Here is a 15,598-nt window from a genome sequence, read left to right on the forward strand (position 1 = left end):
CAATGAAGTTTAAGTTTAAATTGTTGTTATTGATCGTTGGCTTGATTGGGCTACCAGTCAGCATGCAGACCAGCGCTTATGCCGCGACTGTGCAAACCAGTGAACCGGCAATTTATGCCAAGTCGGCAATTGCTGTCGATGCTGATACCGGTCAAATCCTCTATGAAAAAAATGCACATCAACCTTTGGCCATTGCGTCGATTTCAAAGTTGATGACGGTTTACATTGTCCGTCAGCAAATCAAGCAGGGAAAATTATCCTGGCATGATCGAGTCACTATTTCACCAGCAGTTGCCAAACTAAGCACGGCGAGCGGGTTAACCAATGTTCCTTTGAAGGCCGGTAAATCGTATCAGGTTCGTGATTTGGTCAAAGCAGCTCTGATTGTCTCCGCTAATGCTGCCGCAATTGTACTTGGTCAAAAGGTTGCCGGTAGTGCGCAAAAGTTTGCCCAAAAGATGACCAAAACGGCACACCATCTGGGCATTCACGATGCCAAATTTTATAATGCGGCGGGGTTAACCAATAAATTAACCGGTTCACTCGAGCTAAAAAAAGTGAATGCAAATTCGGAAAATCTCATGTCGGCCAAAGATGTGGCACTACTTGCCAGCCGGCTTGAGAAAACGTTTCCCAGCTTAACTAAAATCACCAGTCAGTCGAAAATGACTTTTGCCGGTCGATCCTATGCTGGCCACAACCAGCTGTTGTCTGACCATCAGATTGCCAAGGGAGCGGTGGTTAATGGGTTGAAAACTGGGACTTCGGACGAGGCTGGGGCCTGTTTTGCGGGCTCGGCAACTTATCACGGTCGCCGGATTGTGACAGTGATTCTTGGTGCTCGAAATACCAGTGCGACGGATCCGGCAAGATTTATCCAAACTGCTAAATTGATGAAGTTGATTTTTAGTAAGCAGCATCCAATTAAAATTGCCAGGCATACACAACTGAAGGGACTCAGTAAGGCTAAAGTACCGGATGGCAAGCAAACGACAACCCGGTTGGTTAATCAAAAGCCGACTTGGGTGTGGGTACCCAAGTCAATTAGTCAAAAAGAGGTTAAAGGTCATTATGTTAAAAAGCCTAAGAAATTAACGGCACCGGTCAAGAAAGGCAAACCGGTTGCTTCGGCCAATTTAGTTTACGATCATCAATTTTTGAAGTATCTAAATACATTTCCAGACAAGGTGACCTTGACACCAAGTAAATCGATTGATAAGGCGAATATTTTTGTGCGCTTTTGGAGAGCGCTTTCGCGACTTTTTTAAATGATAATTCGGTGAAAAGTGTTTATTAATTGTTCGATTTCTCATATAATTGAACTTGAATTGTGTTTACATTATTTTTACACGGATGATCGTAAATGGACTGATTTCAAATTTACGGTTATTTAGATGGAGGATTCCTTTTGGGTAAGTTTGCAGAAAGATCAGACGCTGACGCACCGTATTGGAAGAAAATATTAGACGCTTCGTTACCGGTTGATCTAAGTTACATACCAATCGGACTGGCATGCGGCATTTTATTGAATGCTTCCGGATTTAATGTTTGGACAACACTGATGGTTTCGGTCATGGTGTTTTCTGGTGGTGCTCAGTTTTTGATTGCATCTTTGTTGGCCACTAATGCCCCAATGCTATCAGTTCTGTTAATGATGTTTTTCTTGGAATTACGATATGCATTACTTGGGTCAAGCCTTTCGAAATATTTACATCACCAATCGTTAGGATTTACGATGATTTTCGCGGCTTCAATGAATGATGAAAACTATGCATTGAACTATTTGAAATTTTCAACCGATAAAAAGTTTACACCTAAAGAAGCCTTGCACGTCGAACACACGACGTTGGCTTTTTGGACAGTCAGTAATTTAATCGGTAGTTTAATTGGCAGTGCAATTAATATTGACCTGACAATTGTGCACTTTGCTTTGACAGCACTGTTCCTTTACATGATCGTCATGCAATTGAAGAACCGATTGATCATTGTCATTTGTATTTTAGCCGGTTTTTTGGCTGCCTTTTTCATGGTGTTGACCAAATCAACGTTGGGGTTGGTCATTTCAACTTTAGTGGCTTCGTTTATTGGGTTTATGGTGGAGGCAACAATTCGAAAGCACCATCCTAAGAGTGGCTGGTTGAAGACGATGAAGAACCCTGCCGGAACACCTGATGAAGATGTTGATAACGAGTAGCTAGGAGTAAGAGCTTTTATGGAATGGACGACGACACAACATGTTTGGTTGGTTTTAGGGTGTTTTTGTGTGGCTTTCGCGCCGCGTTTAATACCACTCTTATTTTTCCGTACCCGGAAGATCCCTGATTGGTTCAACGAGTGGATGAGGTATGTACCAATTTCATTGTTTACAGCATTGGTAGTAAAGGATATCTTTATTACGTCAACGTATTCCGTCACCATTCAACAAATTCCGGATATGTTGGCCGCAATCATTGTCATTGGTGTTGCTTATTGGACGCGTTCAATGGCAATTTCGGTTATTTTAGGCTTGCTGGCAGTCTTTTTGCTTGCGATGTTTGTTTGAATTCAATTGAAAATTAATTTTAAAATGAAAACGCCATTTCCTCAAGACAACGAGGAGTGGCGTTTTAAAAATATCTTAAAGTAAGATTCGACGCTTAATTTTTTTCTTGGGATCCGCAACTACCAGGCCGAAGTCGTTTGGGCCGACCGGTTGGGCAACTCGAACGCCGTTTTGAACCAGGATGGTAAATTGATAATGATGATCGATTGCCAATCCCATGTAGTCATCAATTAATGACTGGGGCATCTTACCATTCAGGTAAGCCCGATACTCCGGATATTGTTCAAAAATTTTAGTGACCATATCCTTTGTCTGAGCTTGGCCAAGTTGAGAGATGGTAAGGGCAATCGCTACTCGTTCACGAAAATTACCAAGAAAGGCCCGCTTTTCATCTGGTTTGAGTTGTGGATTGCCAAACATATGTTGCTTAATAAAATCTTCTGAGTCGTTAGCCATTAAAGTTCTTCCTTTCAATTGAGAATATTGGCAAGAACCGTTACCGATTGCATTAATCATACTATGTTTTGCAAAGATTCGAAAGCTTGTAGTTCATGGTTAGTTAAAGGGACAATTGTTAGGCTCACTGGTTAATGGAGTTGCCGGTTAATGAGAGGACTGTTTTGTTACATAAATGTAACATTTGGAAATGAATGACAAGTAACCGATTTGTTTACAAAAATTTTATAGTTGTTTCAAACATTGATATATCAGTTTTCCTCTGCTTAAACTACGTTAAGAAAATCTTAAGGCGTCTCAAAAAACGCCTTTTTGTTTGAAATATTTTTGTAACAGAAATACAATGTAGTCAATAAATATTAGGAGGCTTTGATGATGAAAAAGATGACTAAGTTAGTTTCTGTTGTTGCACTGGCATTACCGTTGGCATTTGCAACACCATTGGCTGCGTCTGCTTCAACTCAAGCAACACAGACAACTCAAGCAACCAAAGCAAAAAAATATAGTTACACAATCAAGAAATCTTACTTCTACAAGAAAGCAAAGACTTATCATACTAAGGATGCATCACCGACTGTTTATAAGGCTGCCATTGGCGCAGACACCTCGTCCTTCGTTTTAACCAAGAAGGGTAAGCTGAAGTCTGCAACAACTTATTATGTCACAAAAGCGGTTAAAACTGATGCTACCAAGACAAAGAAATCCAAGACGTTCTTCTACGTTAAGGGTCATGGTTGGGTAGCTGCTTCTGCTTTAACAGCTGGCCAATTTAAGCAAGCTGACTAATCGACACTTTTAATTTTAACGAAAGAACCGATCCTTGGAAAGTGATGCATGGCATCGCACCGGGACCGATTTTTTTGTTTAGTCAGGCTTAATGGTCAACTTTGGCCATCAACATGCTTGCGTTTTAAGCTGTCGTCTTGAAATGGTATAATAAAAATGAAACATGAATTGACGAGGAGGTCTTGTTTTGAAAAAGTGGATTTGGATCGTAATCACCGTTTTAATTATTGCGTCAGTAGGTGGTTACGCATATGCCCGACATTCTCAAAATGAAAGATTATACCATGATTCGATGCAGCGGGCTGGTCTTCAAATCTCCAACAAGCGCTATATTGCTGCGGAGACCTCTTTTACAAATGCCTTAAAGAGAAAGCCCAATGATAAAAAGGCAACGCGATTATTAAGCCAGACTCAGGATTATCTGGCAGCTAATGATTCATTTACGGATCGGGATTATCCCAGCGCTCGGGATGGGTATCAGTCGGTCATCGATGTCAAGAACGGCAACGAGACGTTGAAAAAGCGATCTAAGGATAAACTGTCAACGGTTAAGACGATCCAAGGGAATCTGAAGAAATATAACCAAATTTACAATAAAGCTTTGGATGAGACTGGCGCTGGTAACTATACCCAATCTAATAGTACGTTGGACAAAATCCTTTCTGATAAAACGGCTAAACAGGATTATTACAAGGCTATTTTGACAAAGGCTAAACGCTTACGCTCGAAGAATAATGCTGCTTTATCCGGAGCTTCCAGCAGTAGTAACAGCACGACAAGTAGTGGAACGAGTAGCAGTGCAACGACACCAAGTAGTTCGACTAACGATTTTGAGTCATCGACTTCTAATAGCAGCACTAAAAATAATCCCAACGTTGCGCCAAACAGCAGTGCCAGCTTGACATCCTCGGAAAAGAAAGCGGCTGCCGCCTATAAGGGATCAAACGAATTTACCGTTAATCCGAAGAAGAATGAGATCAATGGTCAGCAAATCACAGAAGCTCAGGTTAATAGTGCCAGAAAGCAAATCAGTGCCGCTGGAATCGATTCAAATGCGATGAGTGATCAGGATGTAAAAGACATCATTAAAGGCGCTCACGAGAAGCATGAGACGATTGATCAATACGTTAAAGCGCGTTACGGAAGTTAAAAACTGGTAACTTAACTGATAAATGACATTTGGTTTGAGCCATGAAGACTGAGATAACTTTTGTCTCAGCCTTTATTTTTTACTTTTTCGAAAGCATCATTAAAATTTAACGTATATATATAAATGTGTGCACCTGAAATTAAGTTGATTTATTAAAAATCCTTAATTTGATCTTAATTTCTGGTTTGCTGCTTGTGGAAAAATAGACGAGACGTGTAAGATAATGACCAGAGAGTAGACTTATTTGAAGGGGTGGTTTTTTGTCGATTTGGGACAAATTTGTGAGTAATGTACCGCTTAGAAGATTTACGGTTTTGGGCTTGGTTGTATTGATTCTTTACTTTGCTCGAAGCATGATGAGCACATTTTTACTAACATTTATCTTTTGCTTGCTGGTAGTGAAGTTAACTGACTGGATTCGACGCTTTGTTAAAATTCCATCAGAAATTATTGTGGTGGTGGTCTACGTCTTGGTCTTAGCCGGCTTTTATTTTGGGATTACAGTTTACATTCCGCAGATCGCTGATCAGGCCATTCGATCAACCAGAGACATTGTCGACTTTTATTCTGATCCGAATAACTTGCCGGATGATCAAACCATGCAGTGGGTAAATGAGTTTATCAAACAGAGTAATATCATGGATCAAATGAAAAATGGCGTGTCACTGATTTGGAAATACATTGCTGGTGTTGGGACGATGGGAGTCACACTGTTTCTATCAATGATTTTGAGTTTCTTTTTCACGATTGAAAGAAAAACGCTTACCAAATTTTCTCACCTGTTTTTAAACAGTGACTTTGCATGGTTCTTTCAAGACATCTACTTTTTTGGAAAGAAATTTGTGGCAACTTTTGGGGTTGTCTTGGAGGCTCAATTCTTTATTGCGATTGTCAATACGATTTTAACAACCATTGTGTTGGCAGTAATGCATTTGCCTCAGTTGGCTGTTTTGGCTTTAATGGTTTTCATCCTAAGCTTGATTCCGGTAGCGGGCGTCATTATTTCGTTTGTCCCATTGTCCTTGGTTGGCTATTCTGTAGGCGGTTGGCAGGATGTTTTGTACTTGGTTATCACGATTGTAGTCGTTCACGCGTTGGAAGCTTACGTTTTGAATCCCAACTTTATGGCTTCTAAGACTAATTTACCAATCTTTTTCACCTTTATTGTGCTTTTGGTGGGTGAACATTTCTTTGGCGTTTGGGGCTTGATTTGTGGTGTACCGGTCTTTACGTTCCTGTTAGATATTTTAGGCGTTAAGCGACACGATGAGGCAGTGCCGCCAAGTAAGCCGACGTCGAAGTCGTTTAAATATTAGGCATGGGTTGCAAAACATTCCAGATGCTAACCGCTTGATGACGCCCACTGCTATTAGGACAGCTACGTCAAGCAATCCACTGCGTCTAAGGGATCTCATGACAAAAAGCCGATAGCAGGCTTCTCACCACGAGACGCCTTAGTCTCCGTGAATTAACCGCTTGATTACGCTCACTGTTATTAGGACAGCTACGTCAAGCAGCATCATTCCATATAAGGGATCGATTGAAAAAATCCAAGTTCAGGATTTCCCCAATCGACGCCTTATATTTCAGATGCTAACCGCTTGATGACGCCCACTGCTATTAGGACAGCTACGTCAAGCAATCCACTGCGTCTAAGGGATCTCATGGCAAAAAGCCGATAGCAGGCTTCTCACCACGAGACGCTTTAGTCTCCGTGAATTAACCGCTTGACTACGCTCACTGTTATTAGGACAGCTACATCAAGTAGCATCATTCCATATAAGGGATCGATTGAAAAAATCCAAGTTTAAGATTTCCCCAATCGACGCCTTATATTTCAGATGCTAACCGCTTGATGACGCTCACTCAAAATTAATACTGAAATTTTCCCCGAATTGGTGTAAAATCAATCTGATAGAGATATAGAAAGAGGTAATGATATTGGCAAAACTTGTTTTAATTCGTCATGGTCAAAGTGAATGGAATCTTTCCAATCAATTTACTGGTTGGGTAGACGTTGATTTAAGTGAAGAAGGCGTTAAGCAAGCCATTAATGCCGGTAAATTAGTTAAAAAAGCCGGGATTGAATTTGACTATGCGTTTACTTCCGTTTTGACCCGTGCGATCAAGACACTGCACTATGTGTTGGAATACTCAGATCAACTTTGGATTCCTGAAGAAAAAACATGGCGTTTAAACGAGCGTCACTACGGCGCATTGCAAGGCCATAATAAAGCTAAAGCTGCTGAAAAGTACGGCAAAGACCAAGTTCACATTTGGCGTCGTTCATATGACGTTTTGCCACCACTTTTGGATGCAAGTGATGAGGGTTCAGCTGTTCACGATCGTCGTTATGCCAACCTTGATCCCCACATTGTTCCCGGTGGTGAAAACTTGAAGGTGACGCTTGAACGAGTAATGCCTTACTGGGAGGACAAAATTGCACCACTTTTGCTTGATGGTAAGAATGTGGTAATCGCAGCCCACGGTAATTCACTTCGTGCGCTTTCTAAATACATCGAAAACATTTCGGATGAAGATATTATGAATCTTGAAATGGCAACCGGTGAACCCGTTGTTTACGATTTTGATGACAAATTAAATGTCACCAACAAGACTAAACTGGACTAAACAAAAAATCATTAGCATAAAAAGCGCTTTGAAATCATCATGTCAAAATGATGGTTTCAAAGCGTTTTGTGTCCCAACCAAGGGTCACATCTTAGCTTTTTAAACAAGTGGCCGCTAACAAATTAAGACCTTCATTACAGGATTGTTCGACGATATCAGTACTGGTGCCTTCAAACCGGTAATGATTGGCAAAGGTAGAGGCGCTTGTTGAGATACCAATATAAACTGTGCCGACTGATTGATTTTCCAATTTGTCGGGACCAGCTACACCAGTAAAACTGATGCCAATGTCGGCCTGAAGGATCTCACGAGATTTGGCTGCCATTTCTTTAGCAGTTGATTGACTGACGACGCCGTATTTTGAGATTAGTTCAGAATCAATTCCCAACATTTTAATTTTAGCTTCGGTGGCATAAGTGACGAAACCACCTAAAAATATATCTCCAGCATTTGAAACTTTGCATAGATTGCTTTGAAAACTACCACCAGTTAAACTTTCAGCGCAAGTTAGGGTTAGTTTCTGCTTAGCCAGAACTCTAACTAAATTTTGATAGTCCATTGAATTTCCTCCGTTCGTTAATGGGGTTATGTTTCAATTAGTTTTACACGGAAAGCGAAATCTTGCAACTATTAGAAATGGTGGTTTTATTTGCATTAAAGTTGGCTGGATACCTTATGAAGACAGCATTTTGGGAGGTTATAAATAGTAGGCTTAAATATCGCATTATTTTTTAAAATCAGTTAAAATATAAGTAAGAAAGAATATGAATTGAAACGGAGGGCTTATGATGAAGGGCAAGGTTGTGGCCGCATTAATTGGTCTAAGCTTGGGAATGAGTGGGGGAGTGCTACTAAGTAACAGAGTGAATCTTCCAACTGTACTGGCTGATAAAACCGAAAATGATAGTGATAGCGAGCCTAATGGCAATACGATTGTCAGGGGAGAAAATTACTTTGATAAATCAATGTCTGTTGAGGATTTAAAAGATGTGCTTTTAAAAAATTATGCGAACATTGCTAAACGATCATTTTTGGTGGTTAAAAATCAAACTTCATTATCAGGACATCTTTCAGATGTATTGGAACCCTTGTTTAATGAATTTTATAGTAAGAAAGAACAATTAGATGTGTTGTATTTAATTAATGATGGCTTGGATACGAAAGATTTCAATGAATTAATGCAATTGCTTCAAAAATACAAGATTGAAGCGGGCGTTTTTCTTGATCATAATCAAATTGCTGATTTTAGCAGCGCGAATACGATAAATATTTCTGCTTGGGAACAAAAAACAGATCCAGCTGTCAATCGTCAATTACCCACGCTCTCAGTTAATAACCAGCAGCAAGTTTTAATTCCTCTGAAAGATATTTGGAAATTTGGTGCATCAAAAATTGGGTTTTCAATTACATCAGTGTCCAATCCAAAATTTCCTTTATCTGAAGGTCTTGGTGAACTCGGATATGACGATTTTCGAGTACATGATTTCACAACTGGTCTGTATAGCGAGGAAGCGTTAGACTATCGTTTGCCTACCCTTGCTTATCTGCCAAATCAATATCAGGTTGAAAGCGATATTGATGATTATGTTCAACACCACAACAATGAGGATTACATTGATAAAATTAAAAAGTATGGTTTTACAGTTGATTCCTATTTCAAGTATTTAAATGATGTTAAACAAAGAAATGTCGTCATTAATCACGTCGCTCCCGATGCCAAAAAATTAGAGCTGAGGTTAGTCGCTGCGCCGGGTTCTGGGACTGGTTTTGATCCAACCTTGGAATTTTCATTGAAGCCAGCTGAAAGTTCCAGCAGCTCGGCAAATCCGCCTAGTGCTGGATCTTCAGAAAGTTCAAAAGTGCCGGCTTCGTCTGATCATCCTTATGTTCCGTCAGCTGATTCAACATCCGATAATCCATCGGGTGCTTCGTCAAGGGAAGTCACTGAAGCGCCACAAATTAACAAAAACCCATCAATTGCCAAAAAAGGTCAGGCAGTTTATGCATTGAATAAAATTCATTTGTATCAAAAAGCGACTTTTGGCAAAACGCAACGGGTTGCCTCCTATGTCAAAAAGCCGCGGATTAATCGACCAATGTTTGTGGTGACGGATTACTTGTACTCAAATGCCGGTCGGTTACGTTACAGAGTTCGCGATGTCAATCATCATAGCCCAACTGCCGGTAAAAAAGGGTATATTACTGCTAACTGGCAATATGTTCGACCAGTTTATTATACGGCTAAGCACTCAACGTTAACGGTCATTAATCCTACCGGCGTTAATGAATACCGTAGTCGAAACTTAGCGGGTAAAGTTCGCAATTTTAAGCAGGGAACCAGAATTAAGGTGACGGGATTCGTAAAGCATCGGTTGACAACGCGGTATCGTTTAGCAAACGGTCATTATATTACCGGTAATCGAAAGCTCGTAATTGCTGGTAATTATCCATCAGTCAAGAAGATTAAAACTAACCGGACAATCTATCTCCACCACAATCCCAATCTTAACCAACGAATCAAAAAGATTAACCGAGGAACCACTTTAAGGGTGAAAAAGTGGCTGTATTCTCACCCGTATTCAACAACCATCTTTGGGGCCCAACGCTATCAAGTGGTGGGTGGTTACGTAACAGCGAACCAGGATTTCATTAAGATAATTAAGTAAATGAATCGGCAGTCAAACGATAGGCTGCCAATTCATTATGTGATTGGAAATCTTTTACCGGGAAATAACTATTTTAAAAAGGTTCTGTCAATATCGGTTAATCAGCTGATATGACAGGGCCTTTTTAAAGTTAAAATGAAATCTTTGATAATCCTCTTAAATAGTTTAGGACTTGTGGTCTGATAGCGTGTCAATCAAGGCGTCATAGGTAATTCCCAATACAATTCCATAGACCAGATTTTTTGAAATAAGGCCAACGGTGGTCCCCACGACCAGCCCGATTCCGGGAACGGTGGCAATCATTTTAAGTCGGGGTTGTTTAGCCATTGTTAATCCTTCTTTCTGTCAATTCTATCCAAAGACATCATTAGATCTGATCAAATCAGTGACGCTAAGGCTTGATTTGCTTGACAATTCCAGTTCCTACTAATAATAATTCAACCGTGATCGGGCCAACAAACGTAAAGCCCCGTCGCTTCATATCTTTAGCAACCAGTGCGCCAAGGGTTCGTGAATCCTGGGCTAATTTGCCATTGACCAAGTGATCCTTTGGCTTGAATGACCAGAGATAATCGGCCAAGTCTTTGAACTCGGGACTTAAGTTGAGAGTTGCTTGGGCGTTTTGGACAATCGCCCGAATTTTACGGGGATTGCGAATCATTTCAGGATTTTCTTCGAGGGCTTCCAAATCAGGTTCATCAAATTGAGCAATCTTTGCGACATCAAAATGTTTGAAGACTTTATCGAAGACTGGTAGTTTGCTGGCGGCCACCCGCCAATTGAGACCGGGTTGAAACACGTTGACGGTCAACATTTCAAACATCACCCGTGGGTCGTGTATTTCCGTGCCGAATAGTGAATGATACAATGCGACACCATTAGTTGGTTGCGCCATATAAGATTCCTCCTTCTTTAGGTTTGCTGAAGCCAGCATAGCACTTTTTAGACTCGCAGTGGCTTAAAATGTGCCGGTTATTTTTTAAAATTCATTTGTAAGCGTTTAATGGAAGTGCTTTTACCGTTTTTTAATGTTGGTATGCAAAAATAAACGGGTTATTGAATTTGATTGGGTTAAACCGGCGTTATTATTTTGTTAATTGATCAATTCATGATATTCTAATGTTTATTGAAAAATCATCGTGACTATTGATTAAAAATAACCAAATCCAATTATTTAAACATTTTGACTTTAAATGGATTGAAAGGAATCAAAATATGGGAGTACGTGGAAAACAAAAAGAAAAGCCTGGTGGCATTGGGTTAACGGCACTTACAGCGATGGTGGTGACGTCTTCAATTGGTGCCGGCGTGTTTGCGTTAACGTCAGATTTGGCAACGGCTGCCTCACCCGGTCCGGTTTTAATCGCATGGGGACTGGTGGGCTTTGGTATTTTGATGTTAGCACTCTCACTAAATAACCTGGTGCTGAAACGACCGGATTTAGAAGGTGTCTTTGCCTATGCTGAAGAAGGCTTTGGTCAATATGCCGGCTTTATCAGCGGATGGGGGTACTGGTTGTCTTCCTGGATGGGCAATGTCGCCTTTGCGACCGTGATGATGAGCGCGGTCGGATACTTTATCCCGGTTTTCAAATCTGGTAATAATCTGCCGGCAATTTTAACTGCCAGTTTGATCTCGTGGGGGTTGACTTACATTGTCAATCGAGGAGTGGAAAGCGCCGCAATTTTAAATGCCGTGATTACAATTTGTAAATTAATTCCGATTTTCACGTTTATTGTTTTTTCAATTTTATTGTTCAAAGCCAATGTTTTTACGGCTCATTTTTGGAATAATCTGAGTGGTCATTTCAATGGCGGGGTTGGAATCGGAACGCAAATTAAAAATTGCATGATGGTTATGATGTGGGTCTTTGTTGGTATCGAAGGCGCCACGATGATGTCGTCGCGGGCTAAGAAAAAATCCGATGCCGGTAAAGCAACTATCCTGGGATTGGCTTGTTTATTGGCAATCTACATTTTGGCTTCTATCTTACCATATGGTTATCTGAGTCGGGCTGAGTTAACAACCATTCATCAGCCAGCTATGGTTTACATTTTCAAGAGTATGGTTGGTAGTTGGGGTGGTGCACTAATCAGTCTTGGGCTGATCATTTCAACCCTTGGATCATGGCTATCTTGGACAATGTTACCGGCAGAAACGGTGATGCTGATGGCAAAACGGCACTTGTTGCCGCCGATTTTTGGCAAAGAAAATCGGCATGGTGCGCCGACCTTTTCCCTAATTGTGAGTGGTGCGCTGATTCAAATTTTCTTATTTACGCTGTTATTTACTGATCGAGCTTATAATTTTGCCTATTCGTTATGTACAGCAGCGATAGTGATTTGCTATATCTTTGTGGCCGCCTATCAGGTTAAATTAGCTTATCGGCATTTGCATGAAAAAGGTAATCTGGTTCAGCTGCTAATTGGCGTTGGGGCTTTAATTTTCGAGTGTGTCGGCATTTATATGGCCGGCTTACAGTTTGTTCTTTTGTGTGCCATTGCCTATATTCCCGGCTTCTTCCTGTTTATGAAGACCCGAAAAGATGCCGGGTATGACCAGTGGCTCTCCAAGCTTGAATCCATCGTCACTGCCGCAATTGTCACCGGGGCGGTTTTAGGAATCGTCCTTCTGACAACGGGTAGAATTAGTGTCTAACAATTAAAAGCTGCAAAAAAAGTCAGTCTGAAATGGCTGGCTTTTTCTATGTCGAAATTAATTGGTTCGAAGCTCGAAGTTTTATGCTATTATTAGTTTATGGTTCTGATATACATATATTTAAAAAACATGGAAGGAAGGGGTTACTATCAAAAGCCCTCGCAGAGGCCGCCACAGAAGTCGTTGGTATCAGCAACGGCGGCTTTTAATGTTGATTGGATTAGGTGGCCTGTTAATTGTGTTAATTAGTGGCCTGTTGATTTTTAATCAGAGTGTCGCTGGTCCAGCTGATCATCATTCATCAAGCACCCAAATGGCTCAAAAGGAGGATCATCATCGGATGGATCGCCATAAACAGGATCGACGGGATCCTAATGATCTTGATCATGCACCTCTTTATAAAATTGGCCAGTATTACGACAGTTCAAAATACGGGCGGATTCGATTAAAAGGAATTTCGACTGAGCGAAATTTGGTATTTTCAGAAGGGCAGTTAACGACCACCATTAACTGGGCTAAGGTTTGTACCAACACCCCAAAGACCGCTGCCCAACGGACAAATTCAGCAAGTGATTACAATTTAGATAAAGTGGTAAACCCGTATACTTACTTGAAAGTTCGATACACAGTAAAGAATCTTTCACACAATTCGGTGAGCTTTGGCGGTGTTAGGCAAGTGGCGTTGGCAAACGGCACTACTTTGGCCGGAACCGATGAATTAGTGATTGATGATGGCCAATCTGAGCAATTGGCACCGCACACTAAGCGGGTTTTCACAATTCATGTGTTAGTAGACAGGTTTACAGATCAAGCGCGTCCACAAAGTATACGGCTGAAATTTAATGGCGCCAAAGGATCATTGACATTGAAGCAGGTGTCAAAAGGATTTAACTGTCGCTTGCCAATAACCTATACGCCGGCAAAAAGTGTTTAAAAAAACGGGACTCAACGAAGCTTTGCTTAAGCTAGGCTTCGTTGAGTCCCACTTTTTAAAGAAAGAATAGAGAAGATCACCATGATTCACGGAAATTGTGATCGATTGAGTGATTTAACGATAATTAGAATTACCCGTTAACGTGGCCGGCAAAACTTGGCATAAAGGAACTGCTGATGGTTTGAATCTCAATGTTTTGGCCGGGTTGTGGTGCGGCAACGTATTGTTGGTTACCAATATAGATGGCTACGTGGTGGGTAGCGCCTGATTTACCCCAGAAAAGAAGGTCACCCGGTTTGGCATTGGCAACGGCTTCTTTAGTGACGTGACTTTCCTGAGTCACCGTATAGTGACCGAGACTGATCCCGGCTGCGTGCTGATAAACGTAATCAGTTAAGCCGGAGCAATCCATGCCCTTTAATGATTCGCCACCCCAAACGTAGGGGATATTTTTGGACGCTAGTTGCTTGGCCAGGCTAACCACGGCGTCGGCTGAGTCATTGGTTGTTGTAGTTGTTTTAGTTGTTGTGGTGGTAGTGGTTCGAGTAGTTGTGGCCGGCTTGTAGTAGCTTTGGGTAGTTCGAGCTGGATTAACTGAATGAGCGGGTGTTGCAGCATTGGCACTAACTGCGGTTGCCCCGAAAATTGCGCCGGCAAATGCAAAGCTTAAAATTGTTTTACTGATTTTCAAAAGTAGCACCTCATTAATTTCTTGATTAAGTTATTGGTGCCTATCTTAACGAATTGACGTTTCAAAGGCGTTACAGAAAATTTGTGATCCGTTAACAGAAATTTTCAGCTTGAAATAGTGTTTAAGATTTTGCATGCTTTTAGTTAAAATTTTAGTGGAAGGGTTGATTTATTCGACCCCTTTTCTTGCCTTTCAACGATGTTTAGATGAAAATATAAGTTAGTTAACTTCATTGATTGGGGGATGATTGGGGATGCGATTACGCTTTTGGCTTTTATTAAGTAGTTTAGCAGTTGGCAGTTTATTGATTAGCCGACCGGTACAAGGTGCCCAGGTTGTTAAAGGGAGTTTTCTAACAACGAGTCGGAGCATCAAGACAGCGAATGGTCCCAAAACGGTTAAATTAACGATTCCTAAGAAAACAACCACGTTGGTTGCAGGAATTAAATATGTACATGGAAAAAAATATGTTTCGTTAAATCTTAATCGATTGCACTATCAGCTCCGAAAGCCACTGCTGACTTCTCAAAATCATAGTCGGGTTAGTCACTGGATTTTAGCAACCGGGAAGAATTTTAAAAAGGCCACTGAGCCAACCTATTTAAAATATTATTCGCTAACCAGGCATTATCCGACGCAACAGCTACGAACCTATATTGCCAGTGGGGATCTTTGGCTGGGCCAGTCTTTACCGGCTGATTATGATCAGGTAACCGGCACCAGGGTGACCATCACAACTGACGGTTACTTGGAGTTTTTTAAGCAGTCAGCTTATCACTATCAAGTGAGCCCTAAGCCAAATCAGTTGCTTAAAATTCAGAAGTCGGTTTTGAATCAAAAGTCGCGGCAGTTGCGACTGTATTTTAAAACGCGATTGTCAACGCTACCAATGACTAAAGTTGCTGCGAAGGGGGCCAACCGCTATCGGCTGATCATCACTCGGACCGGTGAAACGACCGCTACGGCAATTCCAAATAGCGATCAGGCAACGCAAGTCATCCTCAATGAAATTTATCAGTTGGGAAAAACGACTTATTACATGGCGATTGAAAGTGCCCGATTTCTGGGAGGGAATGAATCTTGA

At 41.1% G+C, this 15,598-nt stretch carries 16 protein-coding genes; 11 read left to right on the top strand and 5 right to left on the bottom strand.

Going from position 1 to position 15,598, the window contains the following annotated elements; genetic code table 11:
• Positions 1-2: 2 nt before the first annotated feature.
• From ED605_RS08285 to ED605_RS08295, 3 genes are all read left to right on the top strand, one after another.
• On the top strand, positions 3-1,268 hold the full coding sequence (locus ED605_RS08285) for a D-alanyl-D-alanine carboxypeptidase family protein (RefSeq protein WP_121978471.1): 1,266 nt from the start codon (positions 3-5) through the stop codon (positions 1,266-1,268).
• Positions 1,269-1,408: 140 nt separating this feature from the next.
• Complete coding sequence (locus tag ED605_RS08290) at positions 1,409-2,194, top strand: AzlC family ABC transporter permease (protein ID WP_121978440.1); 786 nt, start codon at positions 1,409-1,411, stop codon at positions 2,192-2,194.
• An 18-nt stretch (positions 2,195-2,212) separates the two neighbouring features.
• The gene (locus tag ED605_RS08295; protein WP_121978441.1) at positions 2,213-2,542 is read left to right on the top strand and encodes an AzlD domain-containing protein; all 330 of its coding nucleotides are present in this window, start codon (positions 2,213-2,215) and stop codon (positions 2,540-2,542) included.
• Positions 2,543-2,617: 75 nt separating this feature from the next.
• On the opposite strand, the gene ED605_RS08300 is transcribed toward ED605_RS08295, so the two are convergent.
• A complete protein-coding gene (locus ED605_RS08300; protein ID WP_121978442.1) occupies positions 2,618-2,998 on the bottom strand; it encodes a DUF1694 domain-containing protein in 381 nt (126 codons plus the stop codon).
• 375 nt (positions 2,999-3,373) lie between these two features.
• Here ED605_RS08300 and ED605_RS08305 point away from each other — a divergent pair, with 375 nt between their 5' ends.
• The 4 genes from ED605_RS08305 to ED605_RS08320 all read left to right on the top strand — a co-directional run bounded on the left by ED605_RS08305 (position 3,374) and on the right by ED605_RS08320 (position 7,565).
• Entirely contained in the window at positions 3,374-3,784 is a 411-nt protein-coding gene (locus tag ED605_RS08305) for a hypothetical protein (protein WP_121978443.1), read from the top strand.
• A 187-nt stretch (positions 3,785-3,971) separates the two neighbouring features.
• The gene (locus ED605_RS08310; RefSeq protein ID WP_121978444.1) at positions 3,972-4,934 is read left to right on the top strand and encodes a hypothetical protein; all 963 of its coding nucleotides are present in this window, start codon (positions 3,972-3,974) and stop codon (positions 4,932-4,934) included.
• 320 nt (positions 4,935-5,254) lie between these two features.
• Positions 5,255-6,250, top strand: coding sequence for an AI-2E family transporter (locus ED605_RS08315; RefSeq protein ID WP_263852944.1), 996 nt, complete (start codon positions 5,255-5,257; stop codon positions 6,248-6,250).
• Positions 6,251-6,875: 625 nt separating this feature from the next.
• Positions 6,876-7,565 (top strand): 2,3-diphosphoglycerate-dependent phosphoglycerate mutase, encoded by a 690-nt coding sequence (locus ED605_RS08320; RefSeq protein WP_121978446.1) that lies wholly within the window; start codon positions 6,876-6,878, stop codon positions 7,563-7,565.
• Positions 7,566-7,656: 91 nt separating this feature from the next.
• Here the strand turns inward: ED605_RS08320 and ED605_RS08325 are convergent, their stop codons facing one another.
• Entirely contained in the window at positions 7,657-8,124 is a 468-nt protein-coding gene (locus ED605_RS08325) for a CinA family protein (RefSeq protein ID WP_121978447.1), read from the bottom strand.
• A 229-nt stretch (positions 8,125-8,353) separates the two neighbouring features.
• On the opposite strand from ED605_RS08325, the gene ED605_RS08330 reads away from it, so the two are divergent.
• Positions 8,354-10,231: a DUF5776 domain-containing protein gene (locus tag ED605_RS08330; RefSeq protein WP_121978448.1), complete on the top strand. Its 1,878-nt coding sequence runs from the start codon at positions 8,354-8,356 to the stop codon at positions 10,229-10,231.
• A 165-nt stretch (positions 10,232-10,396) separates the two neighbouring features.
• Here the strand turns inward: ED605_RS08330 and ED605_RS14625 are convergent, their stop codons facing one another.
• Together ED605_RS14625 and ED605_RS08335 are read right to left on the bottom strand one after the other, a co-directional pair.
• Entirely contained in the window at positions 10,397-10,558 is a 162-nt protein-coding gene (locus ED605_RS14625; RefSeq protein WP_162919781.1) for a hypothetical protein, read from the bottom strand.
• 64 nt (positions 10,559-10,622) lie between these two features.
• Positions 10,623-11,126 carry a DNA-3-methyladenine glycosylase I gene (locus tag ED605_RS08335; protein WP_191981361.1) on the bottom strand — a complete coding sequence of 168 codons (504 nt, stop codon included), beginning with the start codon at positions 11,124-11,126 and terminating at the stop codon, positions 10,623-10,625.
• 320 nt (positions 11,127-11,446) lie between these two features.
• Here ED605_RS08335 and arcD point away from each other — a divergent pair, with 320 nt between their 5' ends.
• On the top strand, positions 11,447-12,889 hold the full coding sequence (gene arcD, locus ED605_RS08340; RefSeq protein ID WP_121978450.1) for an arginine-ornithine antiporter: 1,443 nt from the start codon (positions 11,447-11,449) through the stop codon (positions 12,887-12,889).
• Positions 12,890-13,097: 208 nt separating this feature from the next.
• Positions 13,098-13,823, top strand: a complete 726-nt coding sequence (locus ED605_RS08345) for a hypothetical protein (RefSeq protein WP_225419091.1) — start codon at positions 13,098-13,100, stop codon at positions 13,821-13,823.
• Between the two features lie 130 nt (positions 13,824-13,953).
• Here the strand turns inward: ED605_RS08345 and ED605_RS08350 are convergent, their stop codons facing one another.
• On the bottom strand, positions 13,954-14,514 hold the full coding sequence (locus ED605_RS08350) for a C40 family peptidase (RefSeq protein ID WP_121978451.1): 561 nt from the start codon (positions 14,512-14,514) through the stop codon (positions 13,954-13,956).
• 253 nt (positions 14,515-14,767) lie between these two features.
• Here ED605_RS08350 and ED605_RS08355 point away from each other — a divergent pair, with 253 nt between their 5' ends.
• On the top strand, positions 14,768-15,598 hold the full coding sequence (locus ED605_RS08355; protein WP_121978452.1) for a hypothetical protein: 831 nt from the start codon (positions 14,768-14,770) through the stop codon (positions 15,596-15,598).

Source organism: Lentilactobacillus raoultii, assembly GCF_900411375.1.
Lineage (GTDB): Bacteria > Bacillota > Bacilli > Lactobacillales > Lactobacillaceae > Lentilactobacillus > Lentilactobacillus raoultii.

Excerpts from the sequence above, each read along its gene's own strand:
- ED605_RS08285 (WP_121978471.1), top strand. The coding sequence starts at position 3 with ATGAAGTTTAAGTTTAAATTGTTGTTATTGATCGTTGGCTTGATTGGG.
- ED605_RS08325 (WP_121978447.1), bottom strand. The coding sequence starts at position 8,124 with ATGGACTATCAAAATTTAGTTAGAGTTCTGGCTAAGCAGAAACTAACC.
- ED605_RS08300 (WP_121978442.1), bottom strand. The coding sequence starts at position 2,998 with ATGGCTAACGACTCAGAAGATTTTATTAAGCAACATATGTTTGGCAAT.
- ED605_RS14625 (WP_162919781.1), bottom strand. The coding sequence starts at position 10,558 with ATGGCTAAACAACCCCGACTTAAAATGATTGCCACCGTTCCCGGAATC.
- ED605_RS08295 (WP_121978441.1), top strand. The coding sequence starts at position 2,213 with ATGGAATGGACGACGACACAACATGTTTGGTTGGTTTTAGGGTGTTTT.
- ED605_RS08330 (WP_121978448.1), top strand. The coding sequence starts at position 8,354 with ATGAAGGGCAAGGTTGTGGCCGCATTAATTGGTCTAAGCTTGGGAATG.
- ED605_RS08335 (WP_191981361.1), bottom strand. The coding sequence starts at position 11,126 with ATGGCGCAACCAACTAATGGTGTCGCATTGTATCATTCACTATTCGGC.
- arcD (WP_121978450.1), top strand. The coding sequence starts at position 11,447 with ATGGGAGTACGTGGAAAACAAAAAGAAAAGCCTGGTGGCATTGGGTTA.
- ED605_RS08345 (WP_225419091.1), top strand. The coding sequence starts at position 13,098 with ATGTTGATTGGATTAGGTGGCCTGTTAATTGTGTTAATTAGTGGCCTG.
- ED605_RS08305 (WP_121978443.1), top strand. The coding sequence starts at position 3,374 with ATGAAAAAGATGACTAAGTTAGTTTCTGTTGTTGCACTGGCATTACCG.
- ED605_RS08355 (WP_121978452.1), top strand. The coding sequence starts at position 14,768 with ATGCGATTACGCTTTTGGCTTTTATTAAGTAGTTTAGCAGTTGGCAGT.